18 protein-coding genes and 1 pseudogene are annotated in these 22,629 nt (G+C 60.7%); 6 read left to right on the forward strand and 13 right to left on the reverse strand.

The window, feature by feature from the left end:
* Positions 1-96, forward strand: a pseudogene (locus C9422_RS32535) (IS110 family transposase); the annotation flags it as partial.
* Positions 97-183: 87 nt separating this feature from the next.
* Here C9422_RS32535 and C9422_RS10940 read toward each other — a convergent pair.
* The 9 genes from C9422_RS10940 to C9422_RS10980 all read right to left on the reverse strand — a co-directional run bounded on the left by C9422_RS10940 (position 184) and on the right by C9422_RS10980 (position 10,211).
* Positions 184-954 (reverse strand): SDR family oxidoreductase, encoded by a 771-nt coding sequence (locus C9422_RS10940; RefSeq protein WP_095964716.1) that lies wholly within the window; start codon positions 952-954, stop codon positions 184-186.
* A 294-nt stretch (positions 955-1,248) separates the two neighbouring features.
* Positions 1,249-1,497, reverse strand: a complete 249-nt coding sequence (locus C9422_RS10945) for a hypothetical protein (RefSeq protein ID WP_165824771.1) — start codon at positions 1,495-1,497, stop codon at positions 1,249-1,251.
* Between the two features lie 277 nt (positions 1,498-1,774).
* Positions 1,775-2,491, reverse strand: a complete 717-nt coding sequence (locus C9422_RS10950; protein ID WP_007979701.1) for an ABC transporter ATP-binding protein — start codon at positions 2,489-2,491, stop codon at positions 1,775-1,777.
* Positions 2,488-3,360, reverse strand: coding sequence for an ABC transporter ATP-binding protein (locus C9422_RS10955; RefSeq protein ID WP_007979702.1), 873 nt, complete (start codon positions 3,358-3,360; stop codon positions 2,488-2,490). The genes C9422_RS10950 and C9422_RS10955 overlap by 4 nt, the downstream gene beginning before the upstream one ends.
* The gene (gene livM / locus C9422_RS10960; protein ID WP_116580692.1) at positions 3,357-4,640 is read right to left on the reverse strand and encodes a high-affinity branched-chain amino acid ABC transporter permease LivM; all 1,284 of its coding nucleotides are present in this window, start codon (positions 4,638-4,640) and stop codon (positions 3,357-3,359) included. The genes C9422_RS10955 and livM overlap by 4 nt, the downstream gene beginning before the upstream one ends.
* A 3-nt stretch (positions 4,641-4,643) precedes the next feature.
* Positions 4,644-5,558 (reverse strand): branched-chain amino acid ABC transporter permease LivH, encoded by a 915-nt coding sequence (locus tag C9422_RS10965; protein ID WP_104451545.1) that lies wholly within the window; start codon positions 5,556-5,558, stop codon positions 4,644-4,646.
* A 250-nt stretch (positions 5,559-5,808) separates the two neighbouring features.
* Positions 5,809-6,942, reverse strand: coding sequence for an ABC transporter substrate-binding protein (locus tag C9422_RS10970; protein WP_007979707.1), 1,134 nt, complete (start codon positions 6,940-6,942; stop codon positions 5,809-5,811).
* A 364-nt stretch (positions 6,943-7,306) separates the two neighbouring features.
* Entirely contained in the window at positions 7,307-8,590 is a 1,284-nt protein-coding gene (locus C9422_RS10975; protein ID WP_116580693.1) for an FAD-binding oxidoreductase, read from the reverse strand.
* Between the two features lie 130 nt (positions 8,591-8,720).
* Complete coding sequence (locus tag C9422_RS10980; RefSeq protein ID WP_102698672.1) at positions 8,721-10,211, reverse strand: aldehyde dehydrogenase family protein; 1,491 nt, start codon at positions 10,209-10,211, stop codon at positions 8,721-8,723.
* Between the two features lie 174 nt (positions 10,212-10,385).
* Here C9422_RS10980 and C9422_RS10985 point away from each other — a divergent pair, with 174 nt between their 5' ends.
* The 3 genes from C9422_RS10985 to nadE all read left to right on the forward strand — a co-directional run bounded on the left by C9422_RS10985 (position 10,386) and on the right by nadE (position 13,544).
* Positions 10,386-11,294 carry a LysR family transcriptional regulator gene (locus tag C9422_RS10985; protein ID WP_116580694.1) on the forward strand — a complete coding sequence of 303 codons (909 nt, stop codon included), beginning with the start codon at positions 10,386-10,388 and terminating at the stop codon, positions 11,292-11,294.
* 191 nt (positions 11,295-11,485) lie between these two features.
* Positions 11,486-12,712, forward strand: a complete 1,227-nt coding sequence (pncB, locus tag C9422_RS10995) for a nicotinate phosphoribosyltransferase (RefSeq protein ID WP_007973300.1) — start codon at positions 11,486-11,488, stop codon at positions 12,710-12,712.
* A gap of 4 nt (positions 12,713-12,716) precedes the next feature.
* The gene (nadE, locus tag C9422_RS11000; RefSeq protein ID WP_015093241.1) at positions 12,717-13,544 is read left to right on the forward strand and encodes an ammonia-dependent NAD(+) synthetase; all 828 of its coding nucleotides are present in this window, start codon (positions 12,717-12,719) and stop codon (positions 13,542-13,544) included.
* 194 nt (positions 13,545-13,738) lie between these two features.
* On the opposite strand, the gene azu is transcribed toward nadE, so the two are convergent.
* Positions 13,739-14,185, reverse strand: coding sequence for an azurin (azu, locus tag C9422_RS11005; protein WP_007973294.1), 447 nt, complete (start codon positions 14,183-14,185; stop codon positions 13,739-13,741).
* A gap of 344 nt (positions 14,186-14,529) precedes the next feature.
* Here azu and C9422_RS11010 point away from each other — a divergent pair, with 344 nt between their 5' ends.
* The gene (locus tag C9422_RS11010; protein ID WP_007973290.1) at positions 14,530-15,117 is read left to right on the forward strand and encodes a TIGR00730 family Rossman fold protein; all 588 of its coding nucleotides are present in this window, start codon (positions 14,530-14,532) and stop codon (positions 15,115-15,117) included.
* A gap of 68 nt (positions 15,118-15,185) precedes the next feature.
* On the forward strand, positions 15,186-15,365 hold the full coding sequence (locus C9422_RS11015) for a hypothetical protein (RefSeq protein WP_007973286.1): 180 nt from the start codon (positions 15,186-15,188) through the stop codon (positions 15,363-15,365).
* Between the two features lie 225 nt (positions 15,366-15,590).
* Here C9422_RS11015 and C9422_RS11020 read toward each other — a convergent pair whose 3' ends face one another.
* The 3 genes from C9422_RS11020 to C9422_RS11030 all read right to left on the reverse strand — a co-directional run bounded on the left by C9422_RS11020 (position 15,591) and on the right by C9422_RS11030 (position 22,328).
* Positions 15,591-16,481, reverse strand: a complete 891-nt coding sequence (locus C9422_RS11020) for a transglutaminase family protein (protein WP_116580696.1) — start codon at positions 16,479-16,481, stop codon at positions 15,591-15,593.
* Positions 16,481-18,967, reverse strand: coding sequence for a circularly permuted type 2 ATP-grasp protein (locus C9422_RS11025; protein ID WP_116580697.1), 2,487 nt, complete (start codon positions 18,965-18,967; stop codon positions 16,481-16,483). Before C9422_RS11025 ends, C9422_RS11020 begins: the two co-directional genes overlap by 1 nt.
* Before the next feature lie 88 nt (positions 18,968-19,055).
* Positions 19,056-22,328 (reverse strand): DUF2126 domain-containing protein, encoded by a 3,273-nt coding sequence (locus C9422_RS11030; RefSeq protein ID WP_116580698.1) that lies wholly within the window; start codon positions 22,326-22,328, stop codon positions 19,056-19,058.
* Between the last annotated feature and the right edge of the window lie 301 nt (positions 22,329-22,629).

A 22,629-nucleotide genomic window follows, 5' to 3' on the forward strand; every position in this document is an offset into this window, starting at 1 on the left:
ACCACTCAGGCGCTGGTGATACTGGCTCGCAAGCTTGCTCGGGTCGTATTCGCCCTGCTGAAAGGACAGAGCGAATATCAACCCAAAGCCGGTTGAGGGCTTCCCCTCAACCATAGAATCTCCCACAGGGATCACATGAAACCTGTGGGAGCGGGCTTGCTCGCGAAGAACGATGACTCGGTATTAAGCCTTGCCACCACTGCGATCAATAGCAAACCCAGCCCAGGTCTGGCTCACCGGCATCAGCTCCAGGCTGTTGATGTTGATATGCGCAGGCGCATTGAGCACCCAGAAAATGGTCTCGGCGATGTCTTGCGGCTGGATCGGCTCGGCGCCGGCGTAGGTGGCGTTGTAGCGCTCCTGGTCACCGGCAAAACGCACCAGCGAGAACTCGCTCTCGCACAGGCCCGGCTCGATGTTGCTGACCCGCACGCCTGTGCCCTGCAGGTCGCAGCGCAGGTTCAGGGAGAACTGTTTGACGAACGCCTTGGTCGCGCCATACACGTGGCTGCCCGGGTACGGGTAGTTGCCGGCGATGGACCCCAGGTTGACGATACCGGCGCCACGACCGTGGGCGATCAGGCGCGGCAACAGCAGACGGGTGCTGTACATCAGGCCTTTGACGTTGGTATCGACCATGGTGTCCCAATCGTCCAGGTCGCACTTGGGTGCCGGATCGACGCCCAGGGCCAGCCCGGCGTTGTTGATCAACCCACGCAGCTTGGCAAAGGATGGCGGCAGATTGGCAATCGCCTCCTCCATGGCCTTGCGATCACGCACATCGAGCACCAGGCCATGGACTTCGGTCTGCTTCGACAGCTCGGCGCACAGCGCATTGAGGCGCTCTTCACGACGGCCTGTCAGCACCAATTTCCAGCCAGCGTCGGCAAAACGACGGGCACAGGCTTCACCAAAACCGGAGGTCGCGCCGGTAATAAACAGGGTGTTGGACATCGTGTTCTCCTTGCTTCGGCTGATCGCCAGCCATTGGAATGGTAAATCAGCAGGCAGAATGCCCGGCCTTGCCCATAGCGGCAACCGCACTTTCTGTACAAAAAACGATCAACCCTCGCAATCCCTTGGCCAGCCTGGCTTGCAGCCATGTGCGCGCACGTTATCCACAGGCCGGTCCACAGTCTTTGGGGGCAAGTGGAAAAGCTGCAAGCCGCTGTCCACAAGGCTTTGCGCGGTTTCTTGAAACTTTTTTGCTTGACCCTCAATAGCCTGCCGTGTAGCCCCTGGGGATTTTCATGACTGACGGGTCAAACCAGCGATGGCGCCAAGCCAGTAACCACGGCCTTCAGCCGGGTCTTTCCAGAGTTTAATCACAGACTTATCCACAGGCTTGTCCACGCTGATTCCACCCGCTTTCATCTCGAACAAAAAGGTTGACAAAGTGCTCTTCAAGTTGCGCAAAAACACTTGATCAAAAACTGAACACACCTCTGCAGGCCACGGTTTAAAAGGCCTGCAGCCAGCTACTCCCACGTTATTCACAGCCGGCTCCACAGCAAACGGGGACAAGTCAAAACCGTGACAAAACAACTATTTGCAGCGGCTTTATGTCGCGCTTCGGGAGCTCTTGAATATTGTTTTCCACAATTTCCTTTACCTCACACCGCCGCTCTTGTAGGAGCTGCCGCAGGCTGCGATCTTTTGATCCTGAAACGTGGAAACAAGATCAAAAGATCGCAGCCTGCGGCAGCTCCTACAGCGCGCATAAAAAAACGCCCTGACGTTGAGAGCGTCAGGGCGTTTTTTTGAACGTTGAGGGTCAGTGCCCGCCGAGATAAGCGTTACGCACATCCTCGTTGACCAGCAGCTCCTTGCCGGTACCGGTCATGCGGATTTCGCCGTTGACCATCACGTACGCCCGGTCCGACAACCGCAGGGCGTGGTTGGCGTTCTGTTCCACCAGGAAGATGGTCATGCCGGTCTTGGCCAGTTCTCGCAGGGTCGCGAAGATCTGTTTCACCACGATCGGCGCCAGGCCAAGGCTCGGCTCATCCAGCAGCAACAACTTGGGCCGGCTCATCAGGGCGCGGGCGATGGCCAGCATCTGCTGCTCGCCACCGGACATGGTCATCGCCCGTTGGGTACGCCGCTCTTCCAGCCGCGGGAACAGCTCGAACATGCGTTGCATGTCTTCCTTGGCGTACTTGTCACCGATAGGGATGGTGCCCATCAGCAGGTTTTCCTCGACTGTCATGTCAGGGAACACCCGCCGCCCTTCCGGCGACTGCGCGATGCCGTTGGAGGCGATGTAGTGGGACGACTTGTGGGTAATGTCCACGCCCTGATAAAGGATCTGCCCGTCGGCGGCCCGTGGCTGGCCGAAGATCGACATCAGCAGGGTCGACTTGCCGGCGCCGTTGGAGCCGATGAGGCTGACGGTCTCCCCTTCGTTGATGTGCAGCGAGACACCTTTGAGGGCCTGGATCGGGCCGTAGAACACGTCCAGGTCCTTGAGTTCGAGGATGGGTTTGCTCATACCACCTCCTCTTCGTCGGCGCCCAGGTACGCGGCAATCACTTTCGGGTCGTTGCGGATGTCGTCGGGACCACCCTCGGCGATGACGATGCCGTGGTCCAGCACCACGATGTGGTCGGAAATACTCATTACCATGCCCATGTCGTGTTCGATCAGCACCACGGTCAGATCGTGCTCATCGCGCAGCAGCCGGATCATCGCGCTCAGCGCTTCGGTTTCCTGAGGGTTGAGGCCGGCGGCCGGTTCGTCGAGGCAGATGATCTGCGGACGGGTGCACATGGCGCGGGCGATTTCCAGGCGGCGCTGCTGGCCGTAGGACAGTTCACCGGCCAGGCGGTTGGCGCAGTCCACCAGGTCCACCACTTCCAGCCAGTAGAAGGCATGGTCCAGTGCATCGCTTTCGGCCTTGCGATAGCCCTTGGTGTTGAGGATGCCGGCCAGCATGTTGCGGTTGACCCACATGTGCTGGGCCACCAGCAGGTTTTCCAGCACCGACATTTCCTTGAACAGGCGAATGTTCTGGAACGTCCGCGCCAGGCCGGCACGGTTTACCAGGTGGGTGCCGCCGAACATCTTGTAGCGCAGCCGGGTGATGAAGCTTTTTGGCGAAACGAAATCGGTCGGCTTGAACGATTCGCCCAGCAACTGGATGACGTTGGTCTTTTGCCCGCGCACGTTCAGTTCGATCTTGCCGCCGGAGGCCTTGTAGAACCCGGTCAGGCAGTTGAACACCGTGGTCTTGCCGGCGCCGTTGGGGCCGATCAGGGCGAAGATCGAGTTGCGCTTGACCTTCAGGCTCACATCATTCAATGCCTTGATGCCGCCGAAGTGCATCATCAGCTTCTCTACGGAGAGTACGACTTCGCTCATGGCGCTACTCCTTTACGCGGCGTCACACCGGTACGGCTGATCCGAATCAGGCCGCGCGGTCGCCAGATCATCATCAACACCATCAGGATGCCGAACAGCAGCACGCGATACTCGGCGAAGCCACGCAGCAGTTCCGGCGCGACGGTCAGCACGAAGGCTGCAATCACCACGCCGATGGTCGAACCCATGCCGCCCAGTACCACGATGGCGAGGATCAACGCCGATTCGAAGAAGGTGAACGAGGTCGGGTTGACGAAGCCCTGGTAGGTGGCGAAGAACACCCCGGCCAGACCGGCCGTCGAGGCACCGATGGTGAATGCCGAGAGCTTGACCAGTACGTGGTTCAGGCCCATGGAGCGGCAGGCGATTTCGTCTTCGCGCAGGGCTTCCCAGGCGCGGCCGACCGGCATGCGGGTCAGGCGATGCTTGATGTACAGCACAGCCAGCACCACCAGGAACAGCACCGCGTAGATGAAGTAGTACTTCACGTCTGGGTTGTAGGCGATGCCGAAGAACTCATGGAACGGCACGCCGCCGTCCTTGGCTCGCTTGCCGAACTCCAGGCCGAAGAAAGTCGGCAGCGGTGCCGGCATGCCGTTCGGGCCGCCAGTGAGCGACAACCAGTTGTTGAGGATCAGGCGGATGATTTCACCGAAGCCCAGGGTCACGATCGCCAGGTAGTCGCCGTGCAGGCGCAGCACCGGAAAACCGAGGATGCAACCGGCCAGGCCGGCGGTGATCGCCGCCAGCGGCAACACCGTCCAGAAGCCCAGCCCGAGGTATTGGTAGCCGAGTGCCAGGCCGTAGGCGCCGATGGCGTAGAACGCCACGTAACCGAGGTCGAGCAGGCCGGCCAGGCCGACCACGATGTTCAGCCCCAGCCCCAGCAGTACGTAGATCAGCCCGAGGATGACCACGCCCAGCAGGTAGGAGTTGGAGAAAAACGGCAGTGCCACGGCGATGACGATCATCAGCGGGATGATCCAGCGCAGCCGCGACTTGTAGTCCGGCGCCAGCACATGCACCCCGGAGCCTGTCGTTTCAAAGCCTTCGAGGATTTTCAGGCCCTTGGCTGTCTGCAGGAACAGGCTCAGGGCAAAACGTCCGGCCATGACGATCGCCACGATCCACGCCACCCGGGTGGTTTCAAGGTTGAAGCCATAGCCATCGAGAACGACGCCGACAATCGGCCCGAACACAATCAGGGCAATGAGGCCGGCAAGAATCGCGTCAACCAGACTTTTTTTGATATCAATGGTTTTTTTAGTGGTTGAAGACATCGCTTACACCTTCGACACAAGAGGACGGCCGAGCAGGCCTTGAGGCCGAAAGACCAGAACGAGGACCAACAGCGAGAAGCTGAAAACGTCTTTGTAGTCCGAGTTCACCAGACCGGAAAACAGCGACTCGGAAATCCCGAGAATGATCCCGCCGAGCATCGCGCCTGGCAGTGAGCCAATCCCGCCGAGCACCGCGGCGGTGAACGCCTTGATCCCGATGATGAAGCCGGCATAGAAGTCGAATGTGCCGTAGTTCATGGTGATCAGCACGCCGGCCAGGGCCGCCATCGCTGCACCAATAATGAACACGTAGGAAATCACCCGGTCGGTGTTGATCCCCAGGATCGAAGCCATCTTGCGGTCTTGCTGGGTTGCACGGCACATGCGGCCGAGCTTGGTGTACTTGATGACGTAGGTCAGCAGGCCCATCCCGACGAACGCTGCGACCAGAATGAAGACCTTGGTGTAGGTCAACTGAACGAAACCGGTACCGATATCAACGCGCCAGGCACCCGTGAGCAAAGTCGGAACGCCTTGTTGCTTCGCGCCCTGGGAGATCTGTGCGTAGTTTTGCAGGATCAGGGAAATACCGATCGCACTGATCAGCGGTGCGAGTCGAGTGGAGTTGCGCAGGGGTTTGTAGGCGACACGCTCGATGACCCAGCCATACACCGCCGTAACGACGATGGTGAAGATCAGTGTGCCAAGCATCAGCAGCGGAAAGGATTCGATACCGAAGTAAGCCAGCAGAGCCAGACTGATTGCCGCGAGGTAAGCGGAAATCATGTAAACCTCGCCGTGGGCGAAGTTGATCATGCCGATGATGCCATAGACCATTGTGTAGCCGATGGCGATCAGGCCATAGACCGACCCGAGGGTCAGGCCGTTGACCAGTTGCTGCAGGAAAATACCATCCATAACGCAATCTCACGCAATGAGAACCTGCACATGTGGCTGTGCGGTTCTTCTAAGGAAAATACAGATATACGTCGGAGCAATGACACCCACGATCAGGCTGGCCACCACCGCCCCCTGTAGGAGCGAGCTTGCTCGCGAAGAACCTGAGGACAACGCGTTGAACCAGCAAGCACGCGTTATCGTTGACGTTTTTCGCGAGCGTGCTCGCTCCTGCAGGGAATCAGTGGGGTTCAGGTGATCGAGTCAGCCCTTACTTCTGTTTTTCCAGCTGGTGGTATTTGCCGTCCTTGTCCCACTGGTAAACCACGTAGTCGGAGACTTTCAGGTCGCCCTTGCTGTCCCAGGTCTTCTCGCCCATGACGGTCTTGACCGGGTTCTTCTTCAGCCATGCGGCCGCTTCTTCGCCCTTGTTGGACTTGGCGCCGTTGAAGGCTGCCGCCAGGGCCTGGACCGAAGCGTAGGCGTACAGGGTGTAGCCTTCAGGCTCGGTACCGGCCTTGCGGAAGGCGTCTACCACGGTCTTGCTGTCTGGCAGCAGGCGTGGGTCGGCGCCGAAGGTCATCAGCACGCCGTCAACGAATTGCGGACCGCCTGCGGTGGTCACCAGTTCGTCGGTCACGATGCCGTCGTCGGACATGAACTTGACGTCTTTCAGGCCTTGTTCACGCAGTTGACGCACCAGAGGACCAGCTTCCGGGTGCAGGCCACCGAAGTAGACGACGTCAGCGCCAGCGCCGCGGATCTTGGTCACGATGGTGCTGAAGTCTTTCTCGCCACGGGTCAGGCCTTCATACAGCACAGGCTTCACGCCACGCTTCTCAAGCTGAGCCTTGGTGGCATCCGCCAGGCCCTGACCGTAGGTGTCCTTGTCGTGCAGCACGACCACTTTCTTGCCCTTGAGCACGTCGACGATGTAGTCGCCGGCCACGATACCTTGCTGGTCGTCACGCCCGCACATACGGAACATGGCGCTCAGGCCGCGCTCGGTCACAGCCGGGTTGGTGGAGCCAGGAGTGATGGCGATGATGCCTGCTTCGTCGTAGATCTCGGAGGCCGGGATGGTCGACGAGGAGCAGAAGTGACCGACCACGCCGGCGACTTTCTGGTTGGTCAGGTCCTTGGCGACCGTCACAGCCTGTTTCGGTTCGCAGGCGTCATCGCCCTTGACCAGGACGATTTTTTCCCCGTTGACCCCGCCCGACGCGTTGACCGCATCGGCCGCCGCTTGTGCACCCTTCATGTACTGTTCGCCAAATGCCGCGTTGGCGCCTGTCATTGGTCCCGCTACGCCGATCTTGATGTCAGCCTGAGCAAACGCAGAAACACCCAGCGCAGTTGCCACTGCGAGGGCCAGAAAGCCTTTCTTGTAAAACGTCTGGGACATGAGGTGGTGCTCCATGGTTTTTTTTAATTGGCACTGCGACTTCACTGAATGCTCAGAGCAAGGGCCGTGCCATCGGTTTTTTATTCTTAAAAAAGTCGCTGCTTTCTTGTTATTTCGACTGTTTCGATCCCATTTTCATTGGGCGTGCAACCGTCTAAACCGCGGAAGGTAAAACCATTATTTTTTTGAGGCGCAACCCGCCTGCGCCATCATTGCAACCGCGGCTTTAAACGACGTGCAACCAGCCTGTAACAACGTGCGTCACCGAAGTGCACACTGCTGGTGCGAGACTGCTACAACCCGCACCACTACAGGCTAGCTGCAGATCGAAAAAGCGCCGCTTCCCCACTGCAAAAATCAACATTCAGATCACGATCCGCAGGCACTGGCCTGCGTGATACAGCGAGAATCCCGCCTCATACAGACAGCTGCGCAACCCCACCCCGGCCAATGGCTGCATGGGCGCGAAAGGAATCGGTAGCGCTTGAGGATTTCCGTTACACAGGTAATCGGCAAAGGCCTTGCCGACCACCGTTCCCGTGGTCACGCCCCGCCCGTTGTAACCGGTGACTGCCACCAAACCGGGCGCTGGCTCGAACAGGCGCATCAAATGATCGGGGGTGAAGGCGATGCGACCGGTCCAGGTGCACTCCCATTCCACCGGCTTGAGGTACGGGAAATAGTGCTGCTGCACCCGGTCGGCCCAGGCCTTGAGGAACCAGGTCGGCTTCTGATTGCCATTACCCAGGCTGCCAAGCAACAGGCGACCGTCTTTATCCCGACGGATACTGCTGAGCACCTGTCGGGTGTCCCAGGAACCCTGGCCACCGGGCAGAATTTGCCGGGCGGCTTCTTCGGTCAGCGGCACCGAGGCCACCTGATAGTAATAACCGGGGAAGAAATTACGCCGCAGCTCCGTCCAGTCGCCTTCGGTGTAGGCATTGGAAGCAATCACCACTTTCTCGGCCATCACCGAACCCTGGGCGGTTTGCACCGACCAGCGCTGGCCTTGGCGTTCGAGCCGGGTGACCGGGGAATGATCGAACAATTGACCGCCCAGGCCGATGGCCGCCTTGGCCAACCCCGTGGTGTAGGCCATCGGGTTGAGCGTGCCAGCGCGGCGATCAAGCAGCGCAGCGGCGATTTTTTTGGTGCCGGTGGCTTGCTCGCAGGCCTGACCGGTGAGCAGCTCTACCGGCGCCCCACGGCGCTTCCATTGTTCTTCACGGCTGCGCAAGTCGGCTTCGCCACGGGCGTTGTGCGCCATGTGCAGCGTGCCTTCGCGGCGCAACTGGCAATCGATGTTGTACTTGTCCACAAGGCTGAACACCAGGGATGGCGCCGCCCCCAGCATTTGGTTGAGCTGGCTGCCGACCTCAGTGCCGAACCCGGCTTCGATCTCGTCCGGGGGAATCCACATCCCGGCATTGACCAGCCCGACATTGCGCCCCGAACCACCATGGCCGGCACGATGGGCCTCCAGCACACAAACGGTCTTGCCTTGCTCCAGCAGATGCACCGCCGCCGACAAACCGGTAAACCCGGCGCCGATGACGCAGACATCCACCGTGACCTCACCCTTGAGGGCCGAATTGTCCGGCCTCTGCGGCGTCAGTTTTTCCCACAGACACTCTTCGCGTAACGGCATTGCCAGACTCCAACAGAAACCCAACAAACACATCATTCCCCTGTAGGAGCTGTCGAAGGCTGCGATCTTTTGATTTTGTTTCAAAAAGATCGCAGCCTTCGGCAGCTCCTACAGGGGATCATCTACCGGATCAGTCGAAGGTGATCCCTTGAGCCAACGGCAACTCCAGCGAATAGTTCACGGTGTTGGTCTGGCGGCGCATGTAGCCGCGCCATGCATCGGAGCCGGACTCGCGACCGCCGCCGGTTTCTTTCTCGCCGCCAAACGCGCCACCGATTTCCGCGCCGCTCGGGCCGATGTTGACGTTGGCGATGCCGCAGTCGCTGCCCACCGCCGACATGAACTGCTCGGCTTCACGCACGTCGGTGGTGAAGATGCACGAGGACAGGCCTTGTGGCACGGCGTTGTTCAGGCGCAGCGCTTCCTGGAAGTCGGTGTAGCCGACCACGTACAGGATCGGGGCGAAGGTTTCGTGGCAGACCACATCACTCTGCTCCGGCATTTCGACGATGGCCGGCGAAACGTAGTAAGCGTTCGGGAACTGGTCTTCCAGCTGACGCTTGCCGCCAAAGACTTTGCCGCCTTCGCTCAACGCCTGCTCCAGCGAATCCTGCATGTTGTCGAAGCTTTGCTTGTCGATCAGCGGGCCGACCAGGTTGCCTTCCAGCGGATGGCCGATACGCACTTTCGAGTAAGCGGCTTTCAGGCGGGTGACGATTTCTTCTTTCACCGATTCATGCGCGATCAGTCGACGCAGGGTGGTGCAGCGCTGACCGGCGGTGCCGACGGCGCTGAACAGGATCGCGCGAACGGCCATGTCCAGGTCGGCGCTCGGGCCGAGGATCATGGCGTTGTTACCGCCCAGTTCGAGAATGCTGCGGGCAAAGCGCGCGGCCACTTTCGGTGCCACTTCGCGGCCCATGCGGGTGCTGCCGGTGGCGCTGATCAGCGCTACACGCGGGTCGTCCACCAAGGCTTCGCCGGCATCGCGGCCGCCGATCACTACCTGGCACAAATTCGCAGGCGCATCGCTGAAGTTCTTCACGACGCGGTCGAACAGCGCCTGGCAGGCCAGCGCTGTGAGCGGGGTCTTTTCCGACGGTTTCCACACCACAGGGTTGCCGCACACCAGTGCCAGCGTGGTGTTCCAGGCCCAGACCGCGACCGGGAAGTTGAACGCACTGATCACCCCGACAACGCCCAGCGGGTGCCAGGTTTCACGCATATGGTGGCCAGGACGCTCGGAAGCGATGGTCAAACCGTACAGTTGACGGGACAGGCCGACGGCGAAGTCGCAGATGTCGATCATTTCCTGAACTTCACCCAGGCCTTCCTGAGTGATCTTGCCGGCTTCCCAGGACACCAGCTCGCCGAGGTCGGCCTTGTATTCGCGCAGCACTTCACCGAATTGACGCACCAACTCACCACGGCGCGGTGCCGGAACCTTGCGCCACAGTTCGAACGCATGATCTGCGCGACTGATGTGCTGCTCGACCTCAGCCGCGCCTTCCCAGTTCACGGCGGCGATCCTGCTGCCATCGACCGGCGAATGCACCGGCACTTTGCCGTTCTGGTACAGGGCCGGGTTCACACCTAGACGATCAAGCAATGCGGCAACCATGGGTCACTCCTCAAGCAAAAGACAGAACACGTGCAGCCGGAAAATCACGGCTGATCAGACCTGTAGTTTTAGCTGCCCGGAGGTTACTCAACAAACGACCTTTAAGAGAGATATCATTCCGTTTATTCATGCTGTGCATTGCTGGCAATAAGAAACAAGAACCAAGGACCGCCCATGCTGAATAAACGCTACCTGCCATCGATCGCTGCGTTGCAGTGCTTCGAAGCCGTCACCCGGCACTTGAGCTTCACCCGGGCTGCCGAAGAGCTGAACCTGACCCAGAGCGCCGTGAGCAAACAGGTCGCGCAACTCGAGGAGCTGTTGCAGCACCTGCTGTTCCGCCGGGTGCGCCGCCGCCTGCAGATGACGCCGGCCGGCGATCTGTACCTGGTCGAGGTGCGAAAGATCCTCACTCAGGTCGAGATGTCGACCCACTACTTGCGTTCCTACGGTGGCGAAACCGAAGTCCTGCGGGTTTCAACGCCGCCCACCTTCGGCGCGCGCTGGCTGGTACCGCGCCTGAAAGGCTGGCGTCTGCGACACCCGTCGATCCATCTGGACCTGTGCAGCGAACAGGAAGCCGACGACCTGCTACAAGGTCGCAGTGACCTGGCGTTCTACTTCGGCCAGGGCTCGCGGCCCGGCACCGAATGCCTGAAGCTGTTCGGCGAAGAGCTGGTGCCAGTGTGCGCCCCGGGTAGCCTGCCGGACACGCCGTTCACCGACCCGACCCAACTGACCGACCTGGTCCTGCTGCAAAACGCCTCCCGCCCCCAGGCCTGGCATGACTGGTTCGACCACCAGGGCTACCACACCGAGCACAGCTACCACGGCCCGCGTTTCGAAACCTTTTATATGTGCATCCGCGCCGCCCAGGTTGGCTGCGGCGTGGCGCTGCTACCGCGCTTTCTGGTGGAAGAGGAACTGGCCGACGGCAAGCTGGTCATTCCCTGGCAGCATGCAATGCCCAGCAGCGATGCCTATTACCTTGCATACCCGGAGCACTCGGCGGAAGTGCCCAAGGTGCGGGACTTTGTGAAGTGGATGCTGGAGCAGGTTGATAGTCCCGCAACCACCGCTTGATTGCCCGTGTAGGAGCTGCCGAAGGCTGCGATCTTTTGATTTGGTTTTTCAAGATCAAAAGATCGCAGCCTTCGGCAGCTCCTACAAAAAGCAAATCCGGGCGCCAGGTAAAAAATGCTGGCAATCCGAGCCACCGATATGCGCCACTAGCGCCATTGATCAATACCGCTGCAACGCTGGAGATTCCCGTTATGAGCGAGAGTGTGTTTGCCGATCGCATCGTGCAGAACCTGCTCGACACCGACTTCTACAAACTGACGATGATGCAGGCGGTGCTGCACAACTACCCCAACGTCGAAGTCGAATGGGAGTTTCGCTGCCGTAACGGCGAGGATCTGCGCCCGTACCTGGCGGAAATCCGTTTCCAGATCGAACGCCTGGCCGAACTGAGCCTGAGCGCCGATCAATTGAGCTTTCTGGAACGCATCAGCTTCCTGAAGCCGGATTTCCTGCGCTTTCTCGGCTTGTTTCGCTTCAACCTGCGCTACCTCCACACCGGTATCGAAAACGGCGAGCTGGTCATCCGCCTGCGCGGTCCCTGGCTGCATGTGATCCTGTTCGAAGTGCCGCTGCTGGCGCTGGTCAGCGAGGTACGCAATCGCTATCGCTACCGCGAAGTCGTGCTGGAGCAGGCCCGCGAGCAGCTCTACCGCAAGTTCGACTGGCTGAGCGCCAACGCCAGCAGCGATGAATTGTCCGAGTTGCAGGTGGCCGATTTCGGCACGCGCCGCCGCTTCTCGTATCGCGTGCAGGAAGAAGTGGTGAATGTGCTCAAGCATGACTTCCCCGGACGCTTTGTCGGCACCAGCAACGTGCACCTGTCCAGGGAGCTGGACATGAAACCGCTGGGCACCATGGCCCACGAATGGATCATGGCCCACCAGCAGCTCGGCCCGCGGCTGATCGACAGCCAGATCGCCGCACTCGATTGCTGGGTCCGCGAATACCGTGGCCTGCTGGGAATTGCCCTGACCGACTGCATCACCATGGATGCCTTCCTCGGCGATTTCGATCTGTTTTTCGCCAAGCTTTTCGACGGTTTGCGCCACGACTCGGGCGATCCGGTGGTCTGGGCGGAAAAAGCCATCGCCCACTATCACAAGCTCGGCATCGACCCGATGAGCAAGACCCTGACCTTCTCCGACAGCCTGACCCTGCCCAGGGCCCTGGAGATATTCCGGGCGCTGCGCGGTCGGATCAATGTGAGTTTCGGCATCGGCACCAACCTGACCTGTGACATTCCGGGTGTCGAACCGATGAGCATCGTGCTTAAAATGGCCGCCTGCAACGGCCAGCCAGTGGCGAAGATCTCCGACGAGCCCGGCAAGACGCACTGCAAAGACCCGAATTTCGTCGCGTACTTGCGACACGTTTTCCAAGTACCTGCCGCCCTTTCAAGTCCATCAAGCAAGGAGTGAATTCATGCAAGCCGTACAGCGTGAGATTGCTGAACAGCTCAAGGTCCAGCCGCCATTCGCCGACGAAGCCGCCCTTGAGGCCGAAGTCGCCCGGCGAGTGACCTTCATTCAGGACTGCCTGGTCAACTCCGGGCTCAAGACCCTGGTCCTGGGCATCAGTGGCGGTGTCGACTCCCTGACCGCTGGCCTGCTGGCCCAACGGGCCGTGCGTGAACTGCGCCAGCGCAGCGGTGATGCCGCGTACAAATTCATTGCCGTGCGCCTGCCCTACGAAACCCAGTTCGATGAACACGACGCCCAGGCTTCGGTGGATTTCATCAAGCCGGACGAGCGCCACACCGTGAACATCGGCCCGGCGGTCAAATCCCTGGCCAATGAAGTCGCAGCCTTCGAAGGCAAACATGCGGTGTCGGTGGACTTCGTGCTCGGCAACACCAAGGCGCGCATGCGCATGGTCGCCCAGTACACCATCGCCGGTGCGGCCCATGGCCTGGTGATCGGCACTGATCACGCGGCGGAAGCGGTGATGGGGTTCTTCACCAAGTTCGGTGATGGCGCCTGCGACCTGGCGCCACTGAGCGGCCTGGTGAAAAACCAGGTCCGCGCCATCGCCCGCAGCTTTGGCGCGCCGGAATCGCTGGTGGAAAAAGTCCCGACGGCGGACCTGGAAGACCTGTCGCCCGGCAAACCGGACGAAGCCTCCCACGGCGTGACCTATGCCGAGATCGACGCGTTCCTGCACGGCCATCCGGTGCGGGAGGAAGCGTTCAAGATCATTTGCGACACCTACAACAAGACCCATCACAAGCGGGTGATGCCGTTTGCGCCTTGAGGCGTGAGTGAATGAAAAAAGCCCGCTGAAGTGTTGAGCTTCAGCGGGCTTTTTCTTGGGCCAAAACATGCGCCGATGCTTCTGGCCCATTCGCGGGCAAGCCCGCTCCCACATTTTGACCGCGCCGTCTGACGGTTAAGCGGTACCTGTGGGAGCGGGCTTGCTCGCGAAGAACGATGACGCGGTGTACCTGATTACTTCAGGGTCACGGTGCCTTTCATCATCGAGATGTGGCCCGGGAACGAGCAGAAGAACCCGTACTTTTCACCGGCCGCGAGCTTGGAAACGTCGAAGGTCACCGAATCGGTTTCGTTGGCGCCGATGATCTTGGTGTGGGCAATCACACGGGCGTCGCCTTCTTTCAGGTAGTTCTTGTCGATGCCGGCGCTCAGGCCGTCGGTGGCGATCGGCTGCATGTCGGCTTCTTTACTCAGCACCCAGTTATGGCCCATGACGTTCTTCGGCAAGCTGCCGGAGTGCTTGAGTTCCACGGTAAACGTCTTGCAGCTCTTGTCGATTTCAATGGCCTTCGTGTCGAAAGACATCTGGTCGGTGGAGTCGACAGTGACTTTGCACTCTGCAGCCATCAGTTGGCTGCTGGCCAGTGTCAACAGGGATACCGCAACAAGTTTGGCAAACATGGTGAATCTCCAAGGCAGGGTTAACGAAATCGCGAATAAACAGAAGACTGCCTGAAAACTTCGCAAGTTCATATGACTTGAATCAAAAATTGTATACAACTTTCGCGCTATGGCACCGATACGAAATATCTACCGGCCAAGTGTCTGGCCCGGGCCTATCATCAGGTCGTCCCCCTTCAAATGGAATGCCTGTCATGTCGATCAACAGCCTGTTGTGCAGTTTGCTGGCCGCCTACGCCTGCGGCGCCAGCGGTACGTACGAAACGCCAAAACACCAAGTCTAGTCCTTGGAGTGACGCGCGCCTGCCTTTACTCTGTGGCCCTGATCGACCATGGAGCAAGGCATGTCTTTAACATCCGTTTGTGTATTTTGTGGCGCCAGCACCGGCACCCACCCGGCTTACCGCGAAGCCGCCGTGGCCCTTGGCCGGGCCCTGGCCGAACGCAAGCTGACCCTGGTGTATGGCGGTGGCGCCGTCGGGCTGATGGGCATCGTCGCCGATGCGGCCTTGGCAGCCGGCGGTGAAGTAATCGGCATCATCCCGCAAAGCCTCAAGGACAAGGAAATCGGCCACAGCGGCCTGACCCGCCTGGAAGTTGTCGATGGCATGCACGCACGCAAGGCCCGGATGGCCGAACTCAGCGATGCCTTTATCGCGCTGCCCGGTGGCCTTGGCACCCTCGAGGAACTGTTCGAAGTCTGGACCTGGGGCCAGCTCGGCTACCACGGGAAACCGCTGGGATTGCTGGAAGTGAACGGTTTCTACAGCAAATTGACGTCTTTTCTTGATCACATCGTCGGCGAAGGCTTCGTTCGCGGGCAGCACCGTGACATGCTGCAGGTGAGCGAATCACCGCAAAACCTGCTCGATGCGCTGGATGCCTGGCAACCGTCCGTAGCGCCAAAGTGGGCCGAGCAAAAACCCAGCTAACGGCTCGGCACCGATACAGGGCAGAATATGCGCCGCTCAACCTCACCTTCGACCCCAGAGGATCGCCCATGGCTAAACCTAATTATTCCTTCGCCAAACGTCAGAGAGACTTGGCCAAGGAGCAGAAGAAAGAGGAAAAGCTTCAGCGCAAGAAAGCTACAGCTGAAGAAGCGGCACTGAACCCTGAGGGTGAAGTGGCGGCAGAAGACGATGTTGATGCACCGAAAGACTCGGCGCCCGACGCCTGAGAACCTCCGGGCCGGTTGATCTGATCTGGCCCACCGGATCTGTGTAATGGGTTGGCAGCTTGGCTGCCGATCCTCACAGGCCGATCGTATGACTCACCACTCTCGAATCAAAATGCAGTTCCCTGTGGGAGCGGGCTTGCTCGCGAAAGCGGTTTCACATCCAAAAATGATGTTGCCTGATACTCCGTCTTCGCGAGCAAGCCCGCTCCCACATTTTGATCGTAGTTATTCCAGTGGCATCACGGTGACCCGAACTTCCGGGTCGTGGTTACCTCCTCCCAGGATTACCCCCCGCAACGGCGACACATCGGAAAAATCCCGGCCCCAGGCCAGGGTGATGTGCTCCAGCGCCGGCTGCACATTGTTGGTCGGATCGAAATCCACCCACCCCGACACCGGGCAAAACACCGATATCCAGGCGTGGGACGCATCGGCACCGATCAGCCGTGGCTGGCCCGGCGGTGGCTGGGTCAGCAGGTAGCCGCTGATGTAGCGCGCGGCCAATCCACGGGAACGCACGCAAGCGAGCATCAGGTGAGCAAAGTCCTGACAGACCCCGCGTCGGCGCTCCAGCACTTCCACCAGCGGCGTCGCCACCTGGGTGGCTTCGGCATCGAAAGTGAATTCACTGAAGATTTTCTCCATCAGCGCCTGCACGCCGAGCAACAACGGTCGACCGGGTGGAAAACAGCTTTGCGAGAACTCGACGAAGTTTTTCTTCAAATGCACATACGGCGATTCGAACCGGTATCGGCAGGCTTCGAGCAATTCCGGCGACAACGGTTGGCTGCTGTAGGTCAGCGCGTTTCGTGTGTGTTCCCACGCCGCAGACCCACTGAAGTCCGGCACAGGTCGGGGCAACACTTCGATGGTGAGGCTGGCGTTGACCAGCAACTCATCGTGGGGACGCTCGAATGCCAGCCGGGTCAGCGGATTGCCGAATACATCCAGCTCATCGCGACGCGAGGTCGGCTGCGGACTGATCTGCAATTGCCGGTCGGTGCAGCGCTGCCAGGCACAAGGCCGCGGCCACAAATGTGCCAGTTGCTGGGCCAGGGACACCGGGCTGTCGTAGTGATAATGAGTGTCGTGGAAAATCTGGTAGTGGGCGCTCATCAGACGGACACCGTGCGCTGGCTGACATCGTCGACATGGGCGAAATGCCGCAGCGCCAGGCGATCGGAGACTTGCCCGCTGGCATCGGCGATCTCCTGCAACAGTGCGGCCAGCCCTTCGATGGCGGCGCGAACACTGGCGTCGCCGAACAGCGGGTTTTCCAGGCACCCCAGATCGAATCGCGCCAGACGCTCGACCAATTGCGGCAGAACAGTTTCACGCGGTACGCCAAAGTCGTCGTTGAGACGCTTGAGGGTGCGTGTCACCAGTTTCAACTGGAACAACACGGCGTGAGGGTTCTGCTCGTCGAGCAACAACAGGTCGAGCACCGGGATCAGTTGCGCGACCGCCAGATAGCGCGAGCGGTAGGTGATGCTGCTGTTGCCCAGTTCCAGCAACCATTCCAGCCCGGCCTGATCGAAGACCCCGGCGCCCCGCAGGAACGCCGCCAGGCTGCCGCTGAGAAATTGCAGGCGTTCGATCCGCCGGCCAATCATCAGGAAACGCCAGCCTTCGTCCCGGGTCATGTCGTCCAGGGCAAAGCCGGACAGCGCCGCCAGGGACATCACCAGACGGTTGAGAAAATCCAGCAACTCGCCGAAATCCGGCTCTTCGGTTTCCAGCTCCATGGCTTCGCGCTGCAACTCCACCAGCGCCTGCCAGTTTTCCCGCGAGAGCTTGCCGCGCACTTGCGAAGCGGCCCACTGCAAGCGTTGCAAGTTGGACCGCAGGCTGAACGGCCAGTCGTCACCGAGCAATGCCGCCAACAGGCGTTCGGGTAATTCGCCCTCATCGGGCAGCAGCATCAACCGTTCGCCGAGATCGACTGCGGCCTGCAAGGCTTGCGGGTCGTCGCCGTCGACATAGCGCGCGAGCATGATGCGCAGCAAACGGGCACTGTCGTCGCAACGTTCGCAGTAACGACCAAACCAGAACAGGTTTTCCACCACCCGCGATGGCAGATACGGGTCGCGCCGCACCAGATCATGCACGCCGATGTTGCGCTGGGCCTTCCATTGCTCGCCGCTGGGCGCACGATCGCCCAGTACCCAGGTGTCCTTGCTGGCGCCGCCACGCTGCATCGACACCACTTCGGCATCGGCTTGTGCGGCGACCCGGGTCAAGCCACCGGGCAACACCCGATAGCCCTCGCGGCTGGCCACTGCATACACGCGCATGCCGATGGCCCGGGGTTGCAGTTGACCGTCTTCGGCTTGCCAGATCGGCGCCTGGGACAGTTGCGCAAGTTCTTGCGCGACATAAGCGTATGGCCGTGCCTGCATGCGCTCGGCGAGCTCCTGGTGCTGTTTTTCACTCAAGTCGCGGCCAAATACCGGTGCAAAGCTCTGGGACGGAAACGCCGGTTTGATCAGCAGCTCCGGCAGTTTTTCCAGGGCCTGGGCCAATACCGGCGCTTCGCCGCACCACCAGGTGGCGATGGACGGCAGGATCAGCTCTTCGCCGAACAGGAACTGATTGATCTTCGGCAGGAAACCCAACAAGCCCGGCGATTCCAGCACACCACTGCCGAGCGCGTTGGCCACCAGCACACGTCCCTGCCGCACCGCTTCCAGCAGGCCCGGCACGCCGAGGGCCGAATCGGTGCGCAGTTCCAGAGGGTCGCAGAAGTCATCGTCGAGCCGACGCATGATCGCGTGCACCCGCCGCAGTCCACTCAGGGTCTTCAGGTAGACCGTGGCATCGCGCACCGTCAGGTCGCCGCCCTCCACCAGTGGATAACCGAGCTGGCGGGCCAGGTACAGATGTTCGAAATAGCTTTCGTTGAAACGCCCGGGTGTCAGCAGCACCACCAAGGGTGCGTCCTCGTCACTCGGAGCCTGACAAGCCAGTGTTTCCTGCAAGGTACGGAAGAACCCGGCCAGGTGTTGCACCTTCAAATCACGGTACAACTCGGGGAAGGCCCGGGACACGATCGTGCGGTTTTCCAGCGCATACCCGGCACCCGAAGGCGCCTGGGTACGGTCCGCCGTGACCCACCAGCGGCCATCGGGTGTGCGCGCCAGATCCACGGCATACAGATGCAGAAAGGCTCCGTCAGGCGGGCTGATGCCCTGACAGGGCCAAAGGAAATTGTTGTGACCGAACACCAGCTCGGCGGGCAGCAGTCCTTCGGCAATCAGCCGTTGCGGACCGTAAAGGTCAGCCAGCACGGCATTGAGCAAACGCGCCCGCTGAGCGATGCCGGCCGACAAGTGCTGCCACTCATCAGCCGCAATGACGTGGGGCAGCAGGTCCAGCTCCCACGGCCGGTCAGCGCCCTTGGGGTCGGCATAGACGTTATAGGTAACGCCGTTTTCCTGGATTTGCCGGGTCAGCAGGGCCTGACGCTGCACCAGTTGTGCCGGCGTGCTGCGTTGCAACTGCTCGAACAGCCGGCGCCAGTGCGGGCGCACGGCGCCACTGTCGTCGAGCAGTTCGTGATAAGTGCCCGCCGTCAGCGGGTAGCGGTCTAGCAGGTCAGGCATGGAAAGCTCGGCAGACAGCAATGATCGGTCAGACTAGCGCAGGCTCGTGACGCCCGGATATACGAAAAATCCGAGCGTCGCGGACGGTTTAGAAACGTCGCAAATCGAGCGTCATCGGTAGCTCATCGTTAATGTCCAGCTGGGGTACAGGCAGTTTCCCCGGCGTGTGTCCGATGCGGAAGAAGCGCGCCATCCGCCGGCTCTCGGCCTCGTTGGCATTGACCGGCAAGCTGTCGTAATTGCGCCCGCCCGGATGGGCGACGTGGTACTGGCAGCCACCCAGCGAACGCTGCATCCAGGTATCGAGCAGGTCAAATACCAGCGGCGCGTGGACCGGGATGGTCGGCTGCAGGCAGTTGGCCGGTTGCCAGGCACGAAAACGCACACCCGCGACGAATTCACCTACACGCCCGGTGGGCTGCAATGGAACAGGAATACCGTTGCAGGTCAGCAGGTAACGCTGGGGCGGCAAGCCGCTGAGCTTGACCTGCAAACGCTCCAGCGACGAATCCACGTAACGCACCGTGCCGCCCATGGCGCCCTCTTCACCCAGCACGTGCCAGGGCTCGAGCGCCTGGCGCAGTTCCAGGGCAATACCACTGACGGCGTAATCGCCCACCTTGGGAAAACGAAACTCCAGATGCGCGGCGAACCATTCGGCCCGCACCGGATAGCCGGCGGCGTTGAGGTCGACGATGACATCGGCAAAATCCTGCTCGATAAAGTGCGGCAACAGGAAGCGATCGTGCAGCTCCGTGCCCCAGCGCGCGAGTTTTGGCGGTGCATAGGGCTCGCGCCAGAACCGTGCCACCAGCGCCCGCAGCAACAATTGTTGCGCCAGGCTCATGCGGGCATGGGGCGGCATCTCGAACGCACGCAGCTCCAGCAATCCGAGGCGGCCGGTGGCACCGTCCGGCGAATAGAGTTTGTCGATGCAGAACTCGGCGCGATGGGTGTTGCCGGTGACATCGATCAGCAGGTTGCGCAGCAGCCGATCCACCAACCATGACGGACACTCCTCACCCGGTGAGGGCATTTGCGCAAAAGCGATTTCCAGTTCGTACAAGGCATCGTTGCGCGCTTCGTCGACGCGGGGCGCCTGGGACGTCGGGCCGATGAACAGCCCGGAAAACAGGTAGGACAGGGATGGATGGTTGTGCCAGTAGCTGATCAGGCTGCGTAGCAGATCCGGGCGACGCAGAAACGGCGAGTCCCCCGGGGTCGCACCGCCCAGCACGAAATGGTTACCGCCGCCCGTACCGGTGTGACGGCCGTCGATCATGAATTTCTCGGTGGTCAGGCGGGTCTGGCGCGCTTCTTCGTAGAGGAACTCGGTGCGCTCGACCAATTCATCCCAGGTCGCGGATGGCTGCACGTTGACCTCGATCACCCCCGGGTCCGGGGTGATGCGGAAGTTGCTCAGGCGTGGATCGCTCGGCGGCTCATAGCCCTCCAGCAATACCGGGCACATCAGCTCTTCAGCGGTGGCTTCGATGGCCGCGACCAGTTCGAGGTAATCCTCGACCCGCTCCAGCGGCGGCATGAACAGGTACAACCGGCCTTCCCGCGCCTCGGCACAGAAGGCTGTACGGGTCAGCCAGTCGGCGGACTCGTCGATTTTTGGCACGCGGTCTTCTGCGACTGCTGCGCCCTGACCTTGAAGCTGGCCGGTGTCAGGCAGCGGCGGGAAATCCTGATTCGGGTCTTGCGCATGAATGAATGGATATTCCGCCGCTTTCACCCAGGGTTGCGACCCCAGCGGCAAGCGATAGCCCAGCGGCGAGTCCCCCGGCACCAGCCGGCAGTGCTCGTCGCGCAGATACCAGCGACCGCTCTGCCACTGATCGCCCTTGGCGGTGCGCGCCAGCGGAAGGACCTGACCAATTACCTTGTCTAAGCCCTGGCTGAATACCTTGCGCAGACGCGCCCGCTCCAGCGGTTCCTCCAGACGCGAATCTTCGGCGCTGACGTTTTGCGGCAGCATCCCTTCGCGCCAGAGGTAATAGAAGTTGTCTTCGTAGGCTGGAAAAACGAAGCGTGTCGGAATGTTCAGGCGTTCGGCGACACTCGCCAGAAAACGGCCGGCCAGCGCACCATCGGCACCGTAGTCTTGTTGTTCGTCGGCAATCAGCGCGCTGTTGCGCCAGATCGGCACACCGTCGCGGCGCCAATAACAATTGAGCGACCAGCGCGGCAGTTGCTCGCCGGGGTACCACTTGCCCTGCCCGAAATGCACCAGTCCATTGGGCGCGTAGTGTTTACGCATGCGCTGGAACAATTCGGCGGACAACCGCCGCTTATCCGGCCCCAGTGCCGCAGTATTCCACTCGGCGCCGTCGGGGTCATCGATGGACACAAAGGTCGGCTCGCCGCCCATGGTCAGGCGCACATCGCCTTCCAGCAAGTCGGCATCGATCTGTCGGCCCAGGGCTTGAATCGCCAGCCACTGGTCGTCGGTGTAGGGCTTGGTGACCCGCGGCGCTTCCCAAATCCGCTCCACGGACATTTCGTGGCTGAATTCGCACGCGCAGGGTTCCACCAGGCCACTGATCGGCGCCGCAGAAGACGGATCGGGACTACAGGCCAACGGAATATGTCCTTCACCGGCAAACAGCCCGGAGGTAGCGTCCAGGCCGATCCAGCCGGCACCGGGCAAGTACACCTCGCACCAGGCGTGCAGGTCGGTGAAATCCACTTCGGTGCCCGACGGGCCGTCGAGACTTTTCACGTCGGCGGTGAGCTGGATCAGGTAACCCGACACAAAGCGCGCCGCCAGTCCGAGGTTGCGCAGCAGTTGCACCAACAACCATGCCGAGTCGCGGCAGGAACCGGAGGCGTGTTCGAGGGTGTGTTCCGGCGTCTGCACGCCGGGTTCCATGCGAATCAGGTAGTCGATGTCTTCGCTCAGGCGCTGGTTGAGTGCGACGAGGAAGTCCACGGCAGGCAACGGTGTGCGGTCGATGCCGTCCAGATAGGCCTTGAATTTCGGCGTCAGCGGCAGGGTTTCCAGGTACGGCGCCAGTTCCTTGCGCTCATCTGCGGCATAGGTGAAGGGGATCTTTTCCGCATAGGGTTCGAGGAAGAAGTCGAACGGATTGAAGATCGCCATTTCTGCCAGCAGATCGACCTCGATCCGCAGCTCATCGGTTTTCTCCGGGAACACCAGCCGCGCCAGGTAATTGCCCTGAGGGTCCTGCTGCCAGTTGATGAAGTGCTGCTCGGGCGAGACTTTCAGCGCATAAGACAGAATCCGCGTGCGGCTATGGGCGGCGGGACGCAGGCGAACAATCTGCGGGCCGAGCTCGACAGCGCGGTCATAGCGGTAATGCGTGACATGGTGCAATGCGACATGAATCGACACGGCGTGCCTCCTGCGAGCCTTGAGCGTATTGGAAAGCGCGCAAGACTTATGCCATCCCGCATTGCTGGCGCTTTCTTCGGTTGCCTGAGGCAGTACAGCACCAAAACCGCGCGAGGCGGAGAATCGGATTGCAAGAGTTGCACGTATTTGTGGCGTTCAATTGCATAGTCGCCGTCAAAACCGGCCTCTTCGCGGGCAAGCCCGCTCCCACAGTGTCCGAGTCGAACACAAATTTTGCGAACGCCTCTAAACCTGTGGGAGCGGGCTTGCTCCGGGCGGCGTTCCGACGAAGAGGCCAGCA

It is taken from the genome of Pseudomonas sp. B1(2018), assembly GCF_003097365.1.
GTDB lineage: Bacteria > Pseudomonadota > Gammaproteobacteria > Pseudomonadales > Pseudomonadaceae > Aquipseudomonas > Aquipseudomonas laurylsulfatiphila.

What these genes read in the sequence shown, in the direction of transcription:
- C9422_RS10985 (WP_116580694.1), top strand. Translation starts at nt 10,386, where the DNA reads ATGCTGAATAAACGCTACCTGCCATCGATCGCTGCGTTGCAGTGCTTC.
- C9422_RS10970 (WP_007979707.1), bottom strand. Translation starts at nt 6,942, where the DNA reads ATGTCCCAGACGTTTTACAAGAAAGGCTTTCTGGCCCTCGCAGTGGCA.
- C9422_RS10950 (WP_007979701.1), bottom strand. Translation starts at nt 2,491, where the DNA reads ATGAGCAAACCCATCCTCGAACTCAAGGACCTGGACGTGTTCTACGGC.
- C9422_RS11020 (WP_116580696.1), bottom strand. Translation starts at nt 16,481, where the DNA reads ATGAGCGCCCACTACCAGATTTTCCACGACACTCATTATCACTACGAC.
- C9422_RS10940 (WP_095964716.1), bottom strand. Translation starts at nt 954, where the DNA reads ATGTCCAACACCCTGTTTATTACCGGCGCGACCTCCGGTTTTGGTGAA.
- livM (WP_116580692.1), bottom strand. Translation starts at nt 4,640, where the DNA reads ATGTCTTCAACCACTAAAAAAACCATTGATATCAAAAAAAGTCTGGTT.
- C9422_RS10955 (WP_007979702.1), bottom strand. Translation starts at nt 3,360, where the DNA reads ATGAGCGAAGTCGTACTCTCCGTAGAGAAGCTGATGATGCACTTCGGC.
- C9422_RS10980 (WP_102698672.1), bottom strand. Translation starts at nt 10,211, where the DNA reads ATGGTTGCCGCATTGCTTGATCGTCTAGGTGTGAACCCGGCCCTGTAC.
- C9422_RS11010 (WP_007973290.1), top strand. Translation starts at nt 14,530, where the DNA reads ATGTCTTTAACATCCGTTTGTGTATTTTGTGGCGCCAGCACCGGCACC.
- azu (WP_007973294.1), bottom strand. Translation starts at nt 14,185, where the DNA reads ATGTTTGCCAAACTTGTTGCGGTATCCCTGTTGACACTGGCCAGCAGC.
- C9422_RS11015 (WP_007973286.1), top strand. Translation starts at nt 15,186, where the DNA reads ATGGCTAAACCTAATTATTCCTTCGCCAAACGTCAGAGAGACTTGGCC.
- nadE (WP_015093241.1), top strand. Translation starts at nt 12,717, where the DNA reads ATGCAAGCCGTACAGCGTGAGATTGCTGAACAGCTCAAGGTCCAGCCG.
- C9422_RS10965 (WP_104451545.1), bottom strand. Translation starts at nt 5,558, where the DNA reads ATGGATGGTATTTTCCTGCAGCAACTGGTCAACGGCCTGACCCTCGGG.
- pncB (WP_007973300.1), top strand. Translation starts at nt 11,486, where the DNA reads ATGAGCGAGAGTGTGTTTGCCGATCGCATCGTGCAGAACCTGCTCGAC.
- C9422_RS11025 (WP_116580697.1), bottom strand. Translation starts at nt 18,967, where the DNA reads ATGCCTGACCTGCTAGACCGCTACCCGCTGACGGCGGGCACTTATCAC.
- C9422_RS10975 (WP_116580693.1), bottom strand. Translation starts at nt 8,590, where the DNA reads ATGCCGTTACGCGAAGAGTGTCTGTGGGAAAAACTGACGCCGCAGAGG.